30 protein-coding genes and 2 tRNA genes are annotated in these 15,585 nt (G+C 56.1%); all 32 read left to right on the top strand.

Annotated elements, in window-relative coordinates; translation table 11 throughout:
* Positions 1-511, top strand: a 511-nt coding sequence (locus HMPREF2526_RS06245; RefSeq protein ID WP_210384398.1) for a hypothetical protein, incomplete at its 5' end; no start/stop codon positions are given.
* The gene (locus tag HMPREF2526_RS06240; protein WP_070546491.1) at positions 511-984 is read left to right on the top strand and encodes a hypothetical protein; all 474 of its coding nucleotides are present in this window, start codon (positions 511-513) and stop codon (positions 982-984) included. The genes HMPREF2526_RS06245 and HMPREF2526_RS06240, both read left to right, overlap by 1 nt.
* Before the next feature lie 228 nt (positions 985-1,212).
* The gene (locus tag HMPREF2526_RS06235) at positions 1,213-1,395 is read left to right on the top strand and encodes a hypothetical protein (RefSeq protein ID WP_070546489.1); all 183 of its coding nucleotides are present in this window, start codon (positions 1,213-1,215) and stop codon (positions 1,393-1,395) included.
* A 103-nt stretch (positions 1,396-1,498) separates the two neighbouring features.
* A complete protein-coding gene (gene thyX, locus HMPREF2526_RS06230) occupies positions 1,499-2,200 on the top strand; it encodes an FAD-dependent thymidylate synthase (protein ID WP_070546487.1) in 702 nt (233 codons plus the stop codon).
* Positions 2,193-2,825, top strand: a complete 633-nt coding sequence (locus HMPREF2526_RS12900) for an NUMOD4 motif-containing HNH endonuclease (RefSeq protein ID WP_083295533.1) — start codon at positions 2,193-2,195, stop codon at positions 2,823-2,825. Before thyX ends, HMPREF2526_RS12900 begins: the two co-directional genes overlap by 8 nt.
* Before the next feature lie 3 nt (positions 2,826-2,828).
* A complete protein-coding gene (locus HMPREF2526_RS06225) occupies positions 2,829-3,071 on the top strand; it encodes a hypothetical protein (RefSeq protein ID WP_070546485.1) in 243 nt (80 codons plus the stop codon).
* Positions 3,071-3,538 (top strand): single-stranded DNA-binding protein, encoded by a 468-nt coding sequence (locus HMPREF2526_RS06220; protein ID WP_070546483.1) that lies wholly within the window; start codon positions 3,071-3,073, stop codon positions 3,536-3,538. The genes HMPREF2526_RS06225 and HMPREF2526_RS06220 overlap by 1 nt, the downstream gene beginning before the upstream one ends.
* Positions 3,539-3,540: 2 nt before the next feature.
* Positions 3,541-3,765: a hypothetical protein gene (locus HMPREF2526_RS06215; RefSeq protein ID WP_070546481.1), complete on the top strand. Its 225-nt coding sequence runs from the start codon at positions 3,541-3,543 to the stop codon at positions 3,763-3,765.
* Between the two features lie 9 nt (positions 3,766-3,774).
* The gene (locus HMPREF2526_RS06210; protein WP_070546479.1) at positions 3,775-4,059 is read left to right on the top strand and encodes a hypothetical protein; all 285 of its coding nucleotides are present in this window, start codon (positions 3,775-3,777) and stop codon (positions 4,057-4,059) included.
* Between the two features lie 92 nt (positions 4,060-4,151).
* Positions 4,152-4,442: a hypothetical protein gene (locus HMPREF2526_RS06205; protein WP_070546476.1), complete on the top strand. Its 291-nt coding sequence runs from the start codon at positions 4,152-4,154 to the stop codon at positions 4,440-4,442.
* A gap of 46 nt (positions 4,443-4,488) precedes the next feature.
* On the top strand, positions 4,489-4,863 hold the full coding sequence (locus tag HMPREF2526_RS06200; RefSeq protein WP_070546474.1) for a hypothetical protein: 375 nt from the start codon (positions 4,489-4,491) through the stop codon (positions 4,861-4,863).
* Positions 4,860-5,084: a hypothetical protein gene (locus tag HMPREF2526_RS06195; RefSeq protein WP_070546471.1), complete on the top strand. Its 225-nt coding sequence runs from the start codon at positions 4,860-4,862 to the stop codon at positions 5,082-5,084. Before HMPREF2526_RS06200 ends, HMPREF2526_RS06195 begins: the two co-directional genes overlap by 4 nt.
* Positions 5,085-5,261: 177 nt before the next feature.
* Positions 5,262-5,624, top strand: a complete 363-nt coding sequence (locus tag HMPREF2526_RS06190) for a M14 family metallopeptidase (RefSeq protein ID WP_070546469.1) — start codon at positions 5,262-5,264, stop codon at positions 5,622-5,624.
* Complete coding sequence (locus HMPREF2526_RS06185; RefSeq protein ID WP_070546466.1) at positions 5,614-5,967, top strand: hypothetical protein; 354 nt, start codon at positions 5,614-5,616, stop codon at positions 5,965-5,967. Before HMPREF2526_RS06190 ends, HMPREF2526_RS06185 begins: the two co-directional genes overlap by 11 nt.
* Positions 5,960-6,319 carry a hypothetical protein gene (locus HMPREF2526_RS06180; protein ID WP_070546464.1) on the top strand — a complete coding sequence of 120 codons (360 nt, stop codon included), beginning with the start codon at positions 5,960-5,962 and terminating at the stop codon, positions 6,317-6,319. The genes HMPREF2526_RS06185 and HMPREF2526_RS06180 overlap by 8 nt, the downstream gene beginning before the upstream one ends.
* Entirely contained in the window at positions 6,316-6,531 is a 216-nt protein-coding gene (locus HMPREF2526_RS06175) for a hypothetical protein (RefSeq protein WP_070546462.1), read from the top strand. Before HMPREF2526_RS06180 ends, HMPREF2526_RS06175 begins: the two co-directional genes overlap by 4 nt.
* Before the next feature lie 232 nt (positions 6,532-6,763).
* Positions 6,764-7,249, top strand: coding sequence for a hypothetical protein (locus tag HMPREF2526_RS06170; RefSeq protein WP_070546460.1), 486 nt, complete (start codon positions 6,764-6,766; stop codon positions 7,247-7,249).
* The gene (locus tag HMPREF2526_RS06165) at positions 7,246-7,488 is read left to right on the top strand and encodes a hypothetical protein (RefSeq protein ID WP_070546458.1); all 243 of its coding nucleotides are present in this window, start codon (positions 7,246-7,248) and stop codon (positions 7,486-7,488) included. The genes HMPREF2526_RS06170 and HMPREF2526_RS06165 overlap by 4 nt, the downstream gene beginning before the upstream one ends.
* Positions 7,489-8,074: 586 nt before the next feature.
* Positions 8,075-8,284, top strand: coding sequence for a hypothetical protein (locus HMPREF2526_RS06155; protein ID WP_070546453.1), 210 nt, complete (start codon positions 8,075-8,077; stop codon positions 8,282-8,284).
* Positions 8,285-8,527: 243 nt separating this feature from the next.
* Positions 8,528-8,695: a hypothetical protein gene (locus tag HMPREF2526_RS13380; protein ID WP_168163153.1), complete on the top strand. Its 168-nt coding sequence runs from the start codon at positions 8,528-8,530 to the stop codon at positions 8,693-8,695.
* Positions 8,692-9,000, top strand: a complete 309-nt coding sequence (locus HMPREF2526_RS13790; protein WP_070546450.1) for a WhiB family transcriptional regulator — start codon at positions 8,692-8,694, stop codon at positions 8,998-9,000. Before HMPREF2526_RS13380 ends, HMPREF2526_RS13790 begins: the two co-directional genes overlap by 4 nt.
* Before the next feature lie 2 nt (positions 9,001-9,002).
* Positions 9,003-9,788 carry a DNA-methyltransferase gene (locus tag HMPREF2526_RS06145; RefSeq protein WP_070546448.1) on the top strand — a complete coding sequence of 262 codons (786 nt, stop codon included), beginning with the start codon at positions 9,003-9,005 and terminating at the stop codon, positions 9,786-9,788.
* Between the two features lie 97 nt (positions 9,789-9,885).
* Entirely contained in the window at positions 9,886-10,155 is a 270-nt protein-coding gene (locus HMPREF2526_RS06140) for a hypothetical protein (RefSeq protein WP_070546446.1), read from the top strand.
* Between the two features lie 11 nt (positions 10,156-10,166).
* Complete coding sequence (locus tag HMPREF2526_RS06135) at positions 10,167-11,015, top strand: DNA cytosine methyltransferase (RefSeq protein WP_083295535.1); 849 nt, start codon at positions 10,167-10,169, stop codon at positions 11,013-11,015.
* A 129-nt stretch (positions 11,016-11,144) separates the two neighbouring features.
* A complete protein-coding gene (locus tag HMPREF2526_RS06130; RefSeq protein ID WP_246819869.1) occupies positions 11,145-11,531 on the top strand; it encodes a RusA family crossover junction endodeoxyribonuclease in 387 nt (128 codons plus the stop codon).
* Between the two features lie 487 nt (positions 11,532-12,018).
* Positions 12,019-12,579: a dUTP diphosphatase gene (gene dut / locus HMPREF2526_RS06125; protein ID WP_070546439.1), complete on the top strand. Its 561-nt coding sequence runs from the start codon at positions 12,019-12,021 to the stop codon at positions 12,577-12,579.
* 15 nt (positions 12,580-12,594) lie between these two features.
* The gene (gene nrdF, locus HMPREF2526_RS06120; protein WP_070546436.1) at positions 12,595-13,581 is read left to right on the top strand and encodes a class 1b ribonucleoside-diphosphate reductase subunit beta; all 987 of its coding nucleotides are present in this window, start codon (positions 12,595-12,597) and stop codon (positions 13,579-13,581) included.
* Positions 13,575-13,790, top strand: coding sequence for a DUF3310 domain-containing protein (locus HMPREF2526_RS06115; RefSeq protein ID WP_246819868.1), 216 nt, complete (start codon positions 13,575-13,577; stop codon positions 13,788-13,790). The genes nrdF and HMPREF2526_RS06115 overlap by 7 nt, the downstream gene beginning before the upstream one ends.
* Complete coding sequence (locus HMPREF2526_RS06110; RefSeq protein ID WP_070546434.1) at positions 13,784-14,128, top strand: hypothetical protein; 345 nt, start codon at positions 13,784-13,786, stop codon at positions 14,126-14,128. Before HMPREF2526_RS06115 ends, HMPREF2526_RS06110 begins: the two co-directional genes overlap by 7 nt.
* Complete coding sequence (locus HMPREF2526_RS06105; RefSeq protein ID WP_010191094.1) at positions 14,125-14,307, top strand: hypothetical protein; 183 nt, start codon at positions 14,125-14,127, stop codon at positions 14,305-14,307. The genes HMPREF2526_RS06110 and HMPREF2526_RS06105 overlap by 4 nt, the downstream gene beginning before the upstream one ends.
* A 535-nt stretch (positions 14,308-14,842) precedes the next feature.
* Positions 14,843-14,972 (top strand) — tRNA-OTHER (locus tag HMPREF2526_RS13375).
* Between the two features lie 196 nt (positions 14,973-15,168).
* A tRNA-Leu gene (locus HMPREF2526_RS06100) sits at positions 15,169-15,251 on the top strand.
* Positions 15,252-15,585: the final 334 nt, after the last annotated feature.

Here is a 15,585-nt window from a genome sequence, read left to right as displayed (position 1 = left end):
CCCCGACGTGTCTACTTTCCGGGGGTCAGGCCCACTAGCCATGACCACCCCACACCAACGAAACATCGCCCTCGCCGTACTCAAAAAAGGCAAAACCATCGCCACAAGGTACTTCCCCCGATTCGAAACCCCCACCGGACAAATCGACTGGGAAATCATCGACGCCTGGGCACAAGAACTCGCCACCCGCAACTACCCGCCCCAACTCTGGGACAAAGCCGTCTCCCACTGGGTAAACCACCTCGCCCAATCCGGCGACGTAGCCACCACCGGCGACATCCTCAAAGCCGCCAAACAAGTCTGGGCTAGCTGGGCAGAAGACCCCGCCACCGCCGAATACGTAGAGAACTACCGGCTCACCGCCCTAGACCGGAAATACCAACGCACCGTCAAAGGCTACAAGCCAGGCAGTGTGTTCCCCACGCCCGAAGAGCAACGCCCGGAACTCGCCAACCCCAACATTCAAGAACTAAAGACCCGTCTCGCACGTACCCGAAAGGCAATCCGCTAATGGCAGGCCGACAACTCCGCACCGCACGAAACACCGTCAACCTCCACCCCAACATCTGGGACGAAACCCGCTTTCGTAACCTCCCAGCCACCGCGCAATGGCTCTACCTCATGCTCCACACACACCAAGACCTCAACCAAGCCGGGGTTATTGACTGGCACCCCGTACGCCTCGCCGCAATGAGCAACGACCTCATCTCCGAAGACATAGAAATCGCAGGCTCACAACTCGAAGACTCAGGTCACCTCACCATCGACTACGGCACCCAAGAGGCCTACATCAACGGCTACAACGCCAAAAACCGCTGGCTCAAATCCCCCACAGTAGGAATCGCAGTAGGAACCGCAGCCCAAAAAACCCACAGCCGCAAAATCCGCCAAGTACTCAAAGAAGAACTGAGTTACCTCACACAACAAAACCCCAACAACAGCGCCCTACAAACACAACCAATCCTCGACCTACTGACAGAATGACATCAATACGCCTCAAAAAGTAGGGCCAGCATCCACGCAGAGCGACGAACACCGGGCCGCTGGCACCCACATGCCGAGAGCGTATTCCAACCGCTTAAACAGGCGCACAGCGCGTCGTAAAAGCGGGTGCACAACAAAAGTTGCGTCGAACAACACCCTTGGGGTAACATTTGTTACGTACCAAGGAAAAGGGAGCTGCCACTCCCACAACCAACCAAGGAGAAACTAATGACCACCTACGAAACCCGCAACGAAGCAATCCAGCGCGAAATCATTGAACCCCTCGGTGAATGGGCAGAAGAGCACAACATCGACGCCATTGCCGACACCCTCATCCAGGCAGAAGACGAAGGCTTCACCATCGACCAGGATGCTGACTTCTGGGCCGTAGTCGCCGCAAACACCCTGTAAGGCCACGTCATGGGAATCGCACTATCAATCACGCTCATCGCCATATTCGCCGCTGTTAACAGCCTCGCCCGCGAACACCAGCGCCTCAACCCGGAGAACCACAATGCCTAACTTTGCAATGCCCAACGTCCACCTACTCGCCCACACCAAGATTGACGAAAAGGCAATCAGTGAGTGGATGGGGATTCAAGACGCGAGTACGGATGCTGAGACCCTACTCACTATGGCGGGCCGCAACTGCTACCGCTCATTCCACCGGCCTAATGAGGCAACGTATGACGATGCTGATTACCTGCGCCGAACCCTGTTCCAGCAGGGGCACATGTCAATCGCCGAGCACGCCACCGCCACCCTCTACTTCACCGGCGTGAGCCGTGCTTTCCTCGCAGAACTCACCCGCCACCGGCACCTGAGCTTTAGCGTGGAATCGCAGCGTTTCATTGATGCGGACAACATCAACATCGTCGTACCACCAGCAATCCGTGCTAGCGAAGACCCATACGTCCTACGCAACTTCATCAACGCAGCAGACGAAGCAATCGCCGCATACATGATTGCCCGCGATGAACTAGAAGGCCTGCCGAAAAAGCAGCGCAATGAAGCGGCACGCGGCCTACTGCCCAACTGTGTTGAAACCCGCATGGTTGTGACTGGCAACCTCCGCGCTTGGGTAGAAACACTTCAAAAGCGTTTGACCCCAGGAGCTGATGCTGAGATGCAGGAAGTTTCAAGGTTGGCACTCGACGCGCTTCACCCCACGGCTCCATCTATCTACGAACACTTGAAGGGCAGTGCAAATGACTAGATGGAAACCGATAGCAGGCTTCGAAGGGTACTACGAAGTAAGTGATGATGGTCAAGTACGCAGTCTTCCTAGGGTTGTCACTAGGAAGAATGGGGCAACACTTACTGTCGGCGGGAGAGTCTTAAAGGCTAAGAAGCTTTCTAATCCGAATGATTACCCAAGCGTAGGGCTATACAAGCCTGGAAGTAAAGGAGTTCACAAGAAAGTACATATTTTAGTGGCCGAAGCGTTCCTAGGGGAGCGACCGAATGGATATTACGTTTGTCATAATAACGGCATACCCACAGACAATAGAGTAGAGAACCTACGTTACGGAACGCCGCATAGTAATTCTCTGGACACGATTAGACACGGGCATCACAAGCCTAGCCAGAGGACACACTGCCCACGTGGTCACAAACTTGAAGGGATGAACCTTCTTCCGTCAGCTGTAAAAGTTGGCCATCGTGCTTGCAGGTCATGTGCACAGGCGCGTTCTTACCTCCACAAGAAGGAGGATAAGAGCGAGAGCGCATTAAAGAAGAAATCGGACAGCGTTTATGCACGACTGATGAATGAGCAAGCAAACCGTATCCAGCCAGATGCGGCGCAACATCAAAGAGAACTACTAGCCGGAAAGAAGTAACTAGTGAACATCACGCCACTAAATAACGAAAAGTACGCCTCCCTCACCGCTGAAGCGTGGGGCGCGTGGCTACTCGCTAATGCCCACTGCGATACTCACAACACCCGCGTTATGAACTCAAACCAGTTCCTAGAGGTCACCCGTATGACCAGCCTCGAAACCTACAACCAGTTGGAGGATGCGGGCCTAATCGAAAAAACCGAAACTGGGCAAACCCAAATCAACCACCTCAAGGAGGCCAACTAGTGGCATTCGACACCATCACCATCAACCGCGCCCGCGTCACCGACAAGGGCGTGGAGATGCGCACCAGCAAGAACGGCAACGAATACGCATCGCTCACAGTCATGTGGTCATCCAGCCGCAAAGACAAAGCAGGCCAGACTGAATACGGCCCCACCAAATTCATCAAGGTCACCGTCACCGGATTTGAAGCAAAAGACGTATTCGCCAACATTCATCCCGGCGACCGCGTAAACGTCACCGGGCGCATCCACCACTTCGAATGGCAATCCGACAAAGGCCCACAAGATGACTGGTCAATCCTCGGCACCGTGAGCCTGCCCGTCCCGTACGCAGACAACCAGCAGCAGGGGAGCGCGTGGCCTGAACCTAATACGGGTAACGCTTGGTCTTCGCAGCCCACGCAGCAGCAGGCGCAGCAGAACATCCAGCAAGGCCTAGGCGCGCAGGAAGGAAACCCACCGTTCTAACCATGAGCAACTACAAGTACGACCGCTTTAAGCGCAGCCTCATCACCAACCAGACAGACAACCCTAACGCCGGGTGGCTACCCTTCCCCAAACAACGCGAACTCAAAGCAGGAACCCTGTCGATGTACCGCACCCGCATCAACAAAGGCATCATGTTTGGTGAAGGCTTCAAAGCACAAATGCGCAACGGTCACCTATACGCAAAATACGTAGGAACCGACAGCTAGGAGAACAAAATGGCCTCACTATCCGATGTGGAATCCGTCGTTAACTACATCGCGCAAAACCTAAGCACCAGTGTGAAAACCAAATTCACCAATACGGATACCGGGTACGCGGCAGCAAACGGCAGCTTCACAAACGACGTGCGCTTTAGCGTGCTCAACGTGGATGAAACCAAAACTATTGTCTGCAACCTGTCTGGTACCACAGGAAACTACGTAGAGCTGTCAGTCAACCAAAACTATTCAAACCAGCTGATTGGGGATAAGGCGGCACGTGCTTACGCCGTCATCCGCTAGCCCCAAGTTGCATCACATAACAATGTGGGGTAACATTTGTTGTGTAAGGCGGGGCTGCCACCCCGCACCACCCAACCAGTAAGGAAACAACAATGAGCCTCCCATACCCCTACTACACCCAACCCCAGGATGACTACATTGAGGTTGAAGCAATCCTCACCATCATCCACGAAGAAGGCCCGAACACGGTGCACCCCGTCATTGTGCAGCTCGACCCCAACGATGCGGACGATGACCTAGTGTCTGCTGTCATCGAAGATCGCTACTGGGCCAACAATCCCGAAGCGCTAGAGGCAGCACTCGCAACCAAAGCAGACTTCCAGATTGAGTACTGGGAAGACGTAGAAACCACCTGGCAAGGTGTAGCCCCCTTCGCCGCCTAACCCGAAGCCCCACACACTGGGGCACACAACCACGAAAGGACAACCAATGAGCATCCCAACCCGTCAAGAAATCATTGATGCACACACGGCCCTGGAGAATTTGTCAGACCTAGCTTTTATAGGCGCTGATTCAGTGAACAAAGAGGCTTTGGCGAATATCTGGAAGGACGAGATTAAAAGGGTCGTGCCCCCGAAGCCACTCCCCACCATGGCCGACGTGGGGTGGGACAACGAGAAGCACCGCTTCGCGGAGGCGGAGCACCCCGACTACGGGGAAGTGCTCATGCTTCAAAGTGATCTGAATACCGGGCAGGTAAGAATCCTGCTAAACGCTTACGGAGAATTTCAAATGCTTTACGCATCTCCCCAGAACCTCACCCCGACCGGCAAGCGCTACACCCTCACAGAGGTGCAGGAATGATTACCGAAGCGCTAGTAGGCGCAGCATTCCTAGGAGCATGCGGACTGGTGGCCTGCATTGGGGAGGACGCACCCCTACGGATGAAAGCCGCAGCGGTAGTAGTGCTCGCAGTAGCCGGTGCCGCTATCGCCGTCGCCACCATGTCAGTAACTCGCTACATCACTGGGGTCATCGCAGACGAAGCCTACAGCCACATCACACAGGAAGAAGCACACCAATGACTGGCCCTTGGCAGCGCTGGTTCGCCTGGTACCCGGTGAGCACCCAGCAGCACGGGTGGAGGTGGCTCCGCACCGTAGAACGCGCATTGCACTACCCTCCCGACATACCGTTTGCCCCTTCGCCGTTCTGGATATACCGACCCACGCCTGATAACCGGCACGAAACGGAGACCACCAATGACTGACCTGAGTACCAGCAACATCCAGCGCCTCCTCGCTGAGACCACACCCGGACCGTGGGAGCGCCACCCGGATAACCCGCGAATGCTATGCAACCTGGAGCGAAAGTTCGCAGTACATGCTGAACTCACCAAGGGTAAAGGCACGGCACCGCAGCCGGAGGATGTGGCGAACACTGAGCTAATCGCCCTGGCCCCACCACTCGCGCAGGAAGTCCTACGCATGCGGGAGGCGCTGCGCGACCTCAGTGTGGTGTGGGTGGGCGTAAGCATCGACCCAACCCGCACCCCAGCGGAGCAGCAGCTCGCAGCAGCGGTAGTAAACCACATCGACCGAATCCTAGGAGGCCATGATGGATAACCACGACCGGGCAGAGCGCATCATCGCCCACGGCATGAAAAACGGCGACAGCCCCGCACGTATCGCAAAGCACCTGGCTGACTACGGGCTACTGGCCGAAGACCTACCAGAGCCATGCATCTACCCCGACACCGGGGAACACGAATGGCACATGGAAGACGGCTACGTGTCCGTGGAGGACGGCATCATCCACGTCATCCATGATGAGACGAATGATGACTGGGAACCGGCAGAACTAGACTCCGACCCCTGTGAAATCCGCATTGGTGACACCACCAAGGGGCGGGAAACTGCCTACGCAATCCTCGCCGCCTGTGAAATAAAGGACGCCCACGATGACTAAGTATGACCGTGCCGTGAAAGCAATCGAGCACGCAGCCAAACGCGGATACACCCCAGAGCAGACAGCCAGACTGCTGAACGTGTTTGAATTACTCGCCGATGACCTCCCGGCACCCACGTATGACATGCGAGACCCCAAGTGGCAAGCCCAATACGAGGATGACTGGGACAACCCCGAAGCCCCCAGCATCTGGGACGCTACCCCTTTCTTCAGCGTCGGGGTCTTCCCCGGCGATAACACCATCACCATCTGGGATGACGGCGAGCCGATCGAACCCCTCACCATCGACGAAGTGCGGTCCCTCCGGCTTGCACTCCACGCCGCAGAACAAACAGCCAAGGAACAAGCATGAGGCCGCACAAGCTCCGCGTCAGCCCACGCGGCATCACCCTCGACGGCCTCCCACTCCTACACAGTGACGAAGCCCCAACCGTGGAAATACTCCGCCCCAACATCCACCGCGTGCACCTCACCATCTACGCCGACCACATCCAACTAGACGGCGACAACCATCACGATGCGGAGGCCACACCCATCTATGACCAACTCAAGGAGGAGGCATGAGAACCTTCGCAGACATGACACCACAGGAACGCGCTGACTGCACCGGCGCGTGGTGCGAATACACAACCCCACTCGGAAACAAAGACATAGCAATCTTTGAAAGCGGCACAACTCTATTCCAACCGGTATATGGCCGTTTTACGGCTCCTCTCGCAACCATTATCCCGCGCCTAGACCTCCCCAGAGCCTGGAACCTGGCCGGAAAACCAGTACGAGGATGGTGAGACGAAACATGACCACTCTCTCAGACCTCACACCCGAAGAACGCGCTGATTGCGTAGGCATGTGGTGTGACTACCGGCCAGCAGTCGGAACAACAGGACTACACAACGCCCCCGAAGAAGTCATCACCACCGTAATCATCAAAGCTGGGAACGATTACGACTCTGCCTATGAAGACGAATACGAAGTCTTCAACGCCGCTATCGGGCACGAGCTAGTACAGCCAGAGCAGATAACTCTACGCGACGACCTACCCCGCGCCTGGGCACCAGACGGCACACCACCAGCAGGCCAGTGGGAGGATGGTCATGTAGTTGTTTCCTACGATGATCCAGACCCCTGGATTCTCAAGGACGCGGTAAGCATCGAGGGACTGTCAGAGGGTGGCATGAGCTACTACGATGATCCGCCTAACGGTATTGAGGTGAAGCTAGATAAGTTTGGTGAGGGTGAGGGCAAAGCCCGCCGCTGGGTAGGGGACTGGGAGCCAGCATGAACCGTGTTATCCCCGCCTACGTGCTCCAAGCCAAGCAACGCAAGGCCAGAGCACGGGAGCGCTTCGAGGAAGAAAACCAACGCCTTGAGGCCCACACGCGAGCCACCAAGTGTTGCACGCTCATAACCACCGGCGCGCACCCAGAGCACGACACCCACCTATGCCTCCGCAAGAAAGGGCACAAGGGCTACCACCAAGACAAAACCACCGGCTTTAGCTGGCGATGGGAGGAAGAATGAGACGCTGGAGAGTCCACAAAATCGGGGACATGTGGGAAGCCACAGACCCCCTAGGTGAATACACCCAAGCCTTCCTCTGGTGGGGGCTAGCCATGACCTACGCAGACGAAATGGCCCGAACCGTAGAAGTCACCTTGCCACGGCGAACAACATTTCCAACCCCGCGACACCACCTAAACCGGGCTGGCCTGGTTATGGAATGGGAGCAAAGCACCCAGTTCCCCAACCTGCCACCGAAGTACCTCACCGTCCACCCCGACGAACTCCGCCCCCTTGCCCTGGCGCTACTCGCACACGCAGAAAGGATGGGCGCATGAGCAGCGTGCGGTGCGCCGCATCTGTTCCATACGCCCCACCCGTGGCGTGACTTGTCCTACCCGGAACGACGCGAATTCACCCAGATCGCCACGCACATCTACCTTACGGAGGGAATGCCGATTGGGGAGCGTGTAGACACACTGTGCGAGAACGACCAACTCAACCCGCAGGACAATCAGAACCGTGCTTACTTCCGCGCACGCATAGACGAAACAAGCTAGGCAACGAATCTGGTTAACTGGACAACGAGAAGACGAAAGGAGATGACATGAATTTCTTAGTGGAACGTTCGGAGACTGGAAAATACTACATCTGGACAGACACAACGGGAACGACGTTCAGGAGCGCCGAGATTGCCCGTGGTCTAGATCGGGAACAGCTTGCAGCTTGCCTGCACTACCTTAACGGCGGTTCTGATCCGGATTCTGTGCGGATTGCACGAAAACTGGTTTTCCTGGCTCAAGAACCGGAAGACTAGCGGTATTCCAGATTGCCCTGCACTTGAATGTGTGGGGCTTTCTTCATGTCATACCAACCGCTTAGATAGTTTCCGTAGGCATCCATGCTTTTATCCAAGCACACGGTAAGGGCGGAAGAGTAAAAGTGTTTCGTTGGAGTTGCGTTACACAACATCACGGGGTAACATTTGTTATGTGAGCGCAAAGCGCAACACAGGGTTGCTGCCACAACCCGACACCCAACCACAGGAAAGGAAACCACCATGAAAATGCACGGTCGCACCGTCATGCGTGAAACCGCTGACCTTGACGCGCAACAGCTACGATTCATCCTCTGCTACCTCATGCCATACCTAGAGCAAGGCCGCACGTTTGATGAAGCACAGGAAATCCTCATGACCGCTATTGAGAATGAGAAGAGCGCGGCATGACAACGGCAACCCTCCAGCACAATCCCACCATGCTGAACATGAACCGCTGGTGGGAGAAAGCCCAATGCGCAGGCCAACCCCTCAATGATTACGTGCTCACTGGGCAGCGCGATAAGCAAGCCACAGCCCGCCAACTGTGCCAACACTGCCCCGTCAAACCACAATGCGCCTACGACGCCCTACAGCACGAAGACAGGTCCGTAGTCCGCGCCGGAGTCTGGATACCAGAAGACACAGCAGCCATGCGATACGAGCGTGAAACCGTCTACAGCCAACTGTATGACGCAGTAGCGGAAGGGGCGTAACCATGGAATTGTTTAACGACCACTTCCAGAACTTCAAACGCTACAACACCCCAAAAGCGCAGCTAATCATCGCCGACATACCTTATAATTTGGGCGCTAATGCTTACGGCTCTAGCCCCGCCTGGTACATCGGTGGCGACAACAAGAACGGCGAATCCGAACTAGCAGGCAAGCAATTCTTCGACACGGATAAAGATTTTCGCGTCCCCGAATTCATGCACTTTGCCAGTAAGATGCTCCGCCCGGAACCGAAAGCCAAAGGGCAAGCACCTTGCATGATCGTGTTCTGTAGCTTCGAACAACAAATGCCCCTCATTGAAGAAGCGAAACGCTATGGCTTCAAGAACTACATCAACCTAGTGTTTCGCAAACCCACCAGCCCACAGGTACTAAAAGCCAACATGCGAGTTGTGGGCAATGCTGAATACGCCCTCATCCTCTACCGCGACAAACTCCCAAAGTTCAACAATCACGGCCACATGATCATGAACGTGCAGGACTGGGCAAAAGACGGCAAACACATTCCGAAAGTGCACCCGACGCAAAAGCCGGTAGCGCTCATCGAACGCCTCATTGAACTGTTTACAGACCCCGGCGATGTAGTCATCGACCCGTGCGCGGGTAGCGGCTCCACATTGGTGGCGGCGGAAAACCTAGGGCGGCGCGGCTACGGGTTTGAAATCAAGAAAGACTTTTGCCGCGCTTTTGAACAGCAGATGCGCCCGGCTGTCACACCATCGCTCAACCTTTGGGAATCTTCTATGGAGGAAGAATGTTTAACTCTCTAATCAACCTGCTATCCGCCGCTGCTTACACCCCGGATGGTGGTGTAGCAGACCCGAATCACCCCATCTACATTCTGCTGTGGGTATTGAAGGCGCTGTCATGACCATCCTCTGCACCCGAACCACCACCATCATGGTGCCGTATAAGCCCCGCGCTGGGGAGGTGCAGCGCGTCAAGGTGGACGGCACCGTAGAATCCTGCACCCAAGCACGCCGTGACCGGCCTGAACCCGAACACCTCCAATTCCAGGAACCGGAACCGGGCCTCTTCCGCCGCTGCCGACAGTTCTACCAGCACGACCACTATGGCGAACCGATTCAGCCGCTACCTATGTGGGTTGTCTTCGAACTCTGGTATGAGGAATCGTGAGGATAGGCGGCATGTTCGCGGGCTACAGCGGCCTAGAGATGGGTGTCATGCAGGTGCTCGATGCCAAACCCGCATGGTTTGCAGAGATAGACCAGGCACCCGCCCGCATCCTCCAACACCACTACCCAGACGTTTCCAACCTTGGGGACGTAACCAAAGTGGACTGGGGGAGCGTGCCACCTATCGACATTCTTACCGCTGGTTATCCTTGCCAACCCTTTTCGCAGGCCGGGCACCGTAAAGGCACCCATGATGAAAGGCACCTCTGGCCTTATGTGTTTGACGCAATTAAGCATCTTCGACCAAGAATCGCATTCTTTGAGAATGTGCGCGGGCACCTCACCCTGGGTCTCACCGAAGTGCTGGAAGACCTTGCCAGCATCGGGTGGGATGCACAATGGGAATGTGTCAGAGCATCCGACGTGGGAGCGCCCCACCACCGGGAGCGCTTATTCATCCTTGCTACCAACCCCAACAGCATCGGACAGCAAGCGTGCGGACTCACCCGCAGACCAACGCCGCAAATCACCTGGGATAACGACCTGCTCGACACATTGGCCGGGCTTAACGCAGCCGCCAACATCAGCCACGAAATCCGGTTGAGGTGGGGTGAAGCAGCGCCCGCAATCCTCGCATGGGCCATGCTCACCGGGCGCACACCGCCACCCATAGTGGGAGACCGGAAAGACTACCGGGCAGAGACCACCACAGAGTTCATCGAATTCATGATGGGCCTACCCGAAGGCTGGGTAACCGAAGTACCAGGCCTCACCCGCAACCAACAGTTGAAAGCGCTAGGCAACGGGGTAGTACCCCAAGCCGCAGCCGCAGCACTCACACACCTACTCCAACGGGCATAAGAAAAGCCCCACCATTGGGAAGGCAGTCAATGATGGGGCTGAGTCACAGAAAAAGGGGGTGTAAGAGCCGGTTGGGGAAACAGCACTTACACGCACAACACTACACAACACTGTCACACCATGCAATAAATGATGTTCACCATCCCACTCACCTTTACCAAACCACCACTCAACATGAACCAACGCCTCCACTGGGCAAGAAAGGCGAAACTCACCAAAGCAATCCGAACCGAAGCCTTCATCCGCTGCCGAGCTGCACGCATCCCACGCGCCAAACACATCACCGTACAACTCCACTACCAGCCCAGGGACAACAGGCGCAGAGACGCGGATAATCTAGTCCCCACACTCAAAGCGCTATGTGACGGCATCGTAGACGCGGGCATAGTCCCCGATGACACGCCGGACTACATGACCAAAATGATGCCCACCATCCACCCCGCAGTGAAGGGCGAACCGGGTCGCATGTGGCTCACAGTCGATGTTGCCGAATGCAACAAATGTTGTGTAGAGTAACACCGTGTGAAGCAAAAACCACCATGCCACGGTCACCCAGTCTTCACCAACCCCCAACCCGTAGACCCCGACACTATCGACGCAATCGAAGCCTGCACCTACTGCCCAATCAGGCAGCAATGCGCCCTCGACGCACTAACCGCAGGTGACAGCCTAGACAAAGCACACCGCCAACCGGCCACAGGGGTCATACAAGCCGGGGTGTGGTGCACAGGTGACCAAGAAACCGCCAACCAACTCGCCGCCATCGCTGGTGTCGATGTGCCACACACGGGTGCCCAAAAACGCTTCACACCACCCGACACCTGCAAAGGATGCGGCAAACCCATGCAAGCACGAATAAAGGACAAACCACTTGAAGACCAACCCTTAACCCACGCCGCACACGGATACTGCCGCATCTGTGACGCACGCCGCCGCCGACAAAAAGGCTGGCAATCCACCCAACCCAAAAACACCACCGTATTCACCTGGAAAGAGAAACGACATGCACGCACTCGAAGCAATGGGCCTGGCCGTCATCATCCTGCTGGCCCTGGCCCTCGCAACCGCCCTGGTCATCATCGTGAGCAAACAGCACCAGGACGCAAGGCACAACAATCCCTCTTCTAACCGCCCGCTGCGCATCGAAGTAGAAGGCGAAGCCGCATACCGCCCGGCCCGCGCACACCAAGACGATGCAGGCTGGGATGTACGCACCGCCGAAGACGTACACCTAAAACCAGGGGAGCGCGCCCTCGTATCCACCGGAATCAAACTGGGTATCCCCGCTGGCTACTGTGTCCTAGTCCTGCCCCGCTCCGGCAATGCCCACAAACTAGGTGTCACCGTAAACAACGCGCCGGGCCTCATTGACGCTGGCTACCAAGGCACCCTGTACGTCAACCTCATCAACCACGGGGACAAAGCTATTCGCCTCAACCAGGGGGCGCGCATCGCACAGCTACTAATCCAGCCCGTAACCCCGGCCCGCTTCAACCCGGTAAAGCAGCTCACTGGCACCACACAACGCGGCACCAAAGGCCACGGCTCCACCGGCACCAAATAAAGAAAGGCAGCACGCATGAACCTCGCCACACCAAACCACGCCCAACCCGGCGACACCATCGACCCCATCAACTGGAACACAATTAGCGACCAAGTAGACAAAGACGTATGGGACAGGCTCACCAGCAACTTCTGGCTCCCTGAGAAGGTGCCCGTCTCAAACGACATTCCCACATGGAAAATCATGACCAACGAAGAGCAATGGGCAACCATGCAAGTCTTCACCGGCCTAACCATGCTCGACACCATGCAAGGCACCGTAGGCGCACTAAGCATCCTGCCAGACGCAGCGACCCCACACGAAGAAGCCGTGTACACCAACATCGCCTTCATGGAATCTGTGCATGCTAAGTCCTACTCCAACATCTTCATGACGCTGGCGGACACCCCAACCATTAACCATGCATTCAACTGGGGAAGGCAAAGCAAACACCTACAGTACAAGGCCCACCGCGTCCTCGACTTCTACAAGCGCGGCAACTCGCTCATGCGGAAAGCCGCATCCACCCTGCTAGAGTCCTTCCTCTTCTACAGCGGCTTCTACCTGCCCCTACGAATGGCGGCACACTCGAAGCTCACCAACACCGCTGACATCATCCGCCTGATTATCCGCGATGAGGCAGTTCACGGCTACTATATCGGCTACAAGTACCAGCAGCAGGTCAAACACCTAGACCAAGCACAACAGGCAGAACTCCAGTCCGAGGTCATCGACCTGCTCCTAGACCTCATGGATAACGAAGAGCACTATACCCGCGACCTGTATGACCCGCTGGGCTGGACTGAGGATGTGCTCGCATTCCTGCGCTACAACGCGAACAAGGCGCTAAACAACCTTGGGTATGACGGTATCTACCAGTCCGATATGTGCAGCTTCAATCCTGGTGTGATGACCTCACTAAACCCTGGCGCAGATGAGAACCACGACTTCTTTTCTGGCTCCGGTTCTTCCTATGTCATTGGCACGGCAGAGGACACTACCGATGAAGATTGGTCGTGGTAGCCGTGGACGCTATCAACCCAAAGCACTACACCGGGTTTACGGGTGGTGCGCAGCCTGTAGATATTGCCGAACACTTGTCGTTCAATTTGGGTAATGCTGTCAAGTATCTTAGCCGCGCCGGGCGTAAGGGCGACGCGGTGGAAGACCTGAAAAAGGCTCTCTGGTACATCGACCGCGAAATCACCCGGCTAGGTGGTGGGGAATGCTAACCGCCATCCGCATCATTTGGGCTGACTTCAACCTGCTAATCAAGCTCAGCATCGTCGGCTTATTCCTGCTCGCCCTAGTGGACTGTGTTGAGGCCGCGTTACACCCATCATGGGAGTCGCTGGGGGATGCGCTGGACACAGTGTTCTTCGCCGTTGCTATCACCACGATTAACGGATTCCTCACTGTGTCGAAAGCACTGTTCACAAACAACAGGGTGCTGAGGCCACTGGCCCACGTGGGCTATCAGGTCACCACCGCGCTGAAAGAGACCGGCAGCGTCAACGTTCACACCGCAGGCGACAGCTACATCATCGAAACTATTGGGGAGGAATCATGAACGACTTTGAGCGCTCGAAGTGGAATCACCCGTCCATGAAGAATCGTATTGACGCTGAGATAGCCATGATGGAGGCCTCACTACAGGACGATGCACAAGAGGAACCACCGGCGCATAAGCGGGCTAAGCGTGGCGGTAGGCGTAAGCCCCGTGGATTCGGCATGACATGGCGGTACTAATGGACTGCCCAACACCAAGAAAGAAAGCCTACCCAGTCAAAGCGCACGCTAAGAACGCACTATGGAAAGAATGGCGCGAAGGCCGTGGAAAGCACATGCCAATCCGTATCTACCACTGCGAATGCGGATGCTGGCACACCACCTCGAAGCCGTACAGGTGGTGGGAGAATGCCTGAACTGTATGTGAGTGAGACGTGGCGGGGCCGGTGGGTTGTGTCCCCGAAACAGTGGGTTGAGCATGAGAATGACCCGACGGTTGTTGCGAACTTTGGGGATGAGGAACATGCGCGCCAGTGGCTAGAGAAGCATCAAAAGTGGCGCGAAAAGTTGCGTCACACAACACTATGAGGTAACGTTTGTTATGCCGATGAGGGGATGTAATCCCAGATTCCACACACCCCCACTAGGCCAGGAAGGCCACCTGATACAAAGCCACACCACCTACCCAAAGTGAGGAAGCATGGGAAACGACCTACTGCTAATTGTCAGTCTCCTACTAGTCATCCTTGCTCAACTGATTGGGTAGGTACATCCCGCGCCTGTAGCTCATTGGTAGAGCATGTCCTATAAGCCGCATCCTTGGGGGCGAGTACTAGCCCCGACCACACTGGCATGTTGTGGTTATGTGCAATGGTTGTGAGCTGGTTCGATTCCAGCCGGGCGCACGCAGCTGCCGTCTGGGTTCCCGAATGGGAATAAGCGCCCTGTGGTACGGGTGCCGAGAATTTCCTTTGGTGGCAGCCGCATAGCCGCCCAACATGCCTAACCAACATGAAGGGCGCGCACAATCCCTTGTGGTGTAACTGGCAACATCTCCGGCTTTGACCCGGAAGTTCCACGATCGAAGCGTGGCGAGGGAGCGCTTCGTTGGCGAAATTGGTATACGCGCCGCACTTAGGATGCGGTACCCACTGGGTATCTGGGTTCGACTCCCAGGCGAAGCACTCAGGTCAGAAAGGATTATGAATTCATCACTTGTAACTACAACCGTTGCGGATGGATTCTTGTAAGCACACTGGGGTTCGATTCCCCGGCTGACCGCCAGGGGTGTCAAGCGCATCTGTCCTGACCATTAGGCGAAATGGAGCGTCAAGGCTGCACCCGAAGGGTTGAACACTGGCCCTCCGGCACTGCACACCTGCACCCCGCCAATCTTCTCACCCAACCACAGAAAGAGAACCACCATGATTATCCCCACCACTATTCTGGCTGTCAGTATCGTTGTCATCGTCGCCTACCCAACCGTGGAGGATTACTTCTACACCGGCAAGCACCGCG

The organism is Corynebacterium sp. HMSC070E08, from assembly GCF_001808895.1.
Lineage (GTDB): Bacteria > Actinomycetota > Actinomycetes > Mycobacteriales > Mycobacteriaceae > Corynebacterium > Corynebacterium hiratae.
This window is presented reverse-complemented; position numbering and strand designations above follow the sequence as displayed.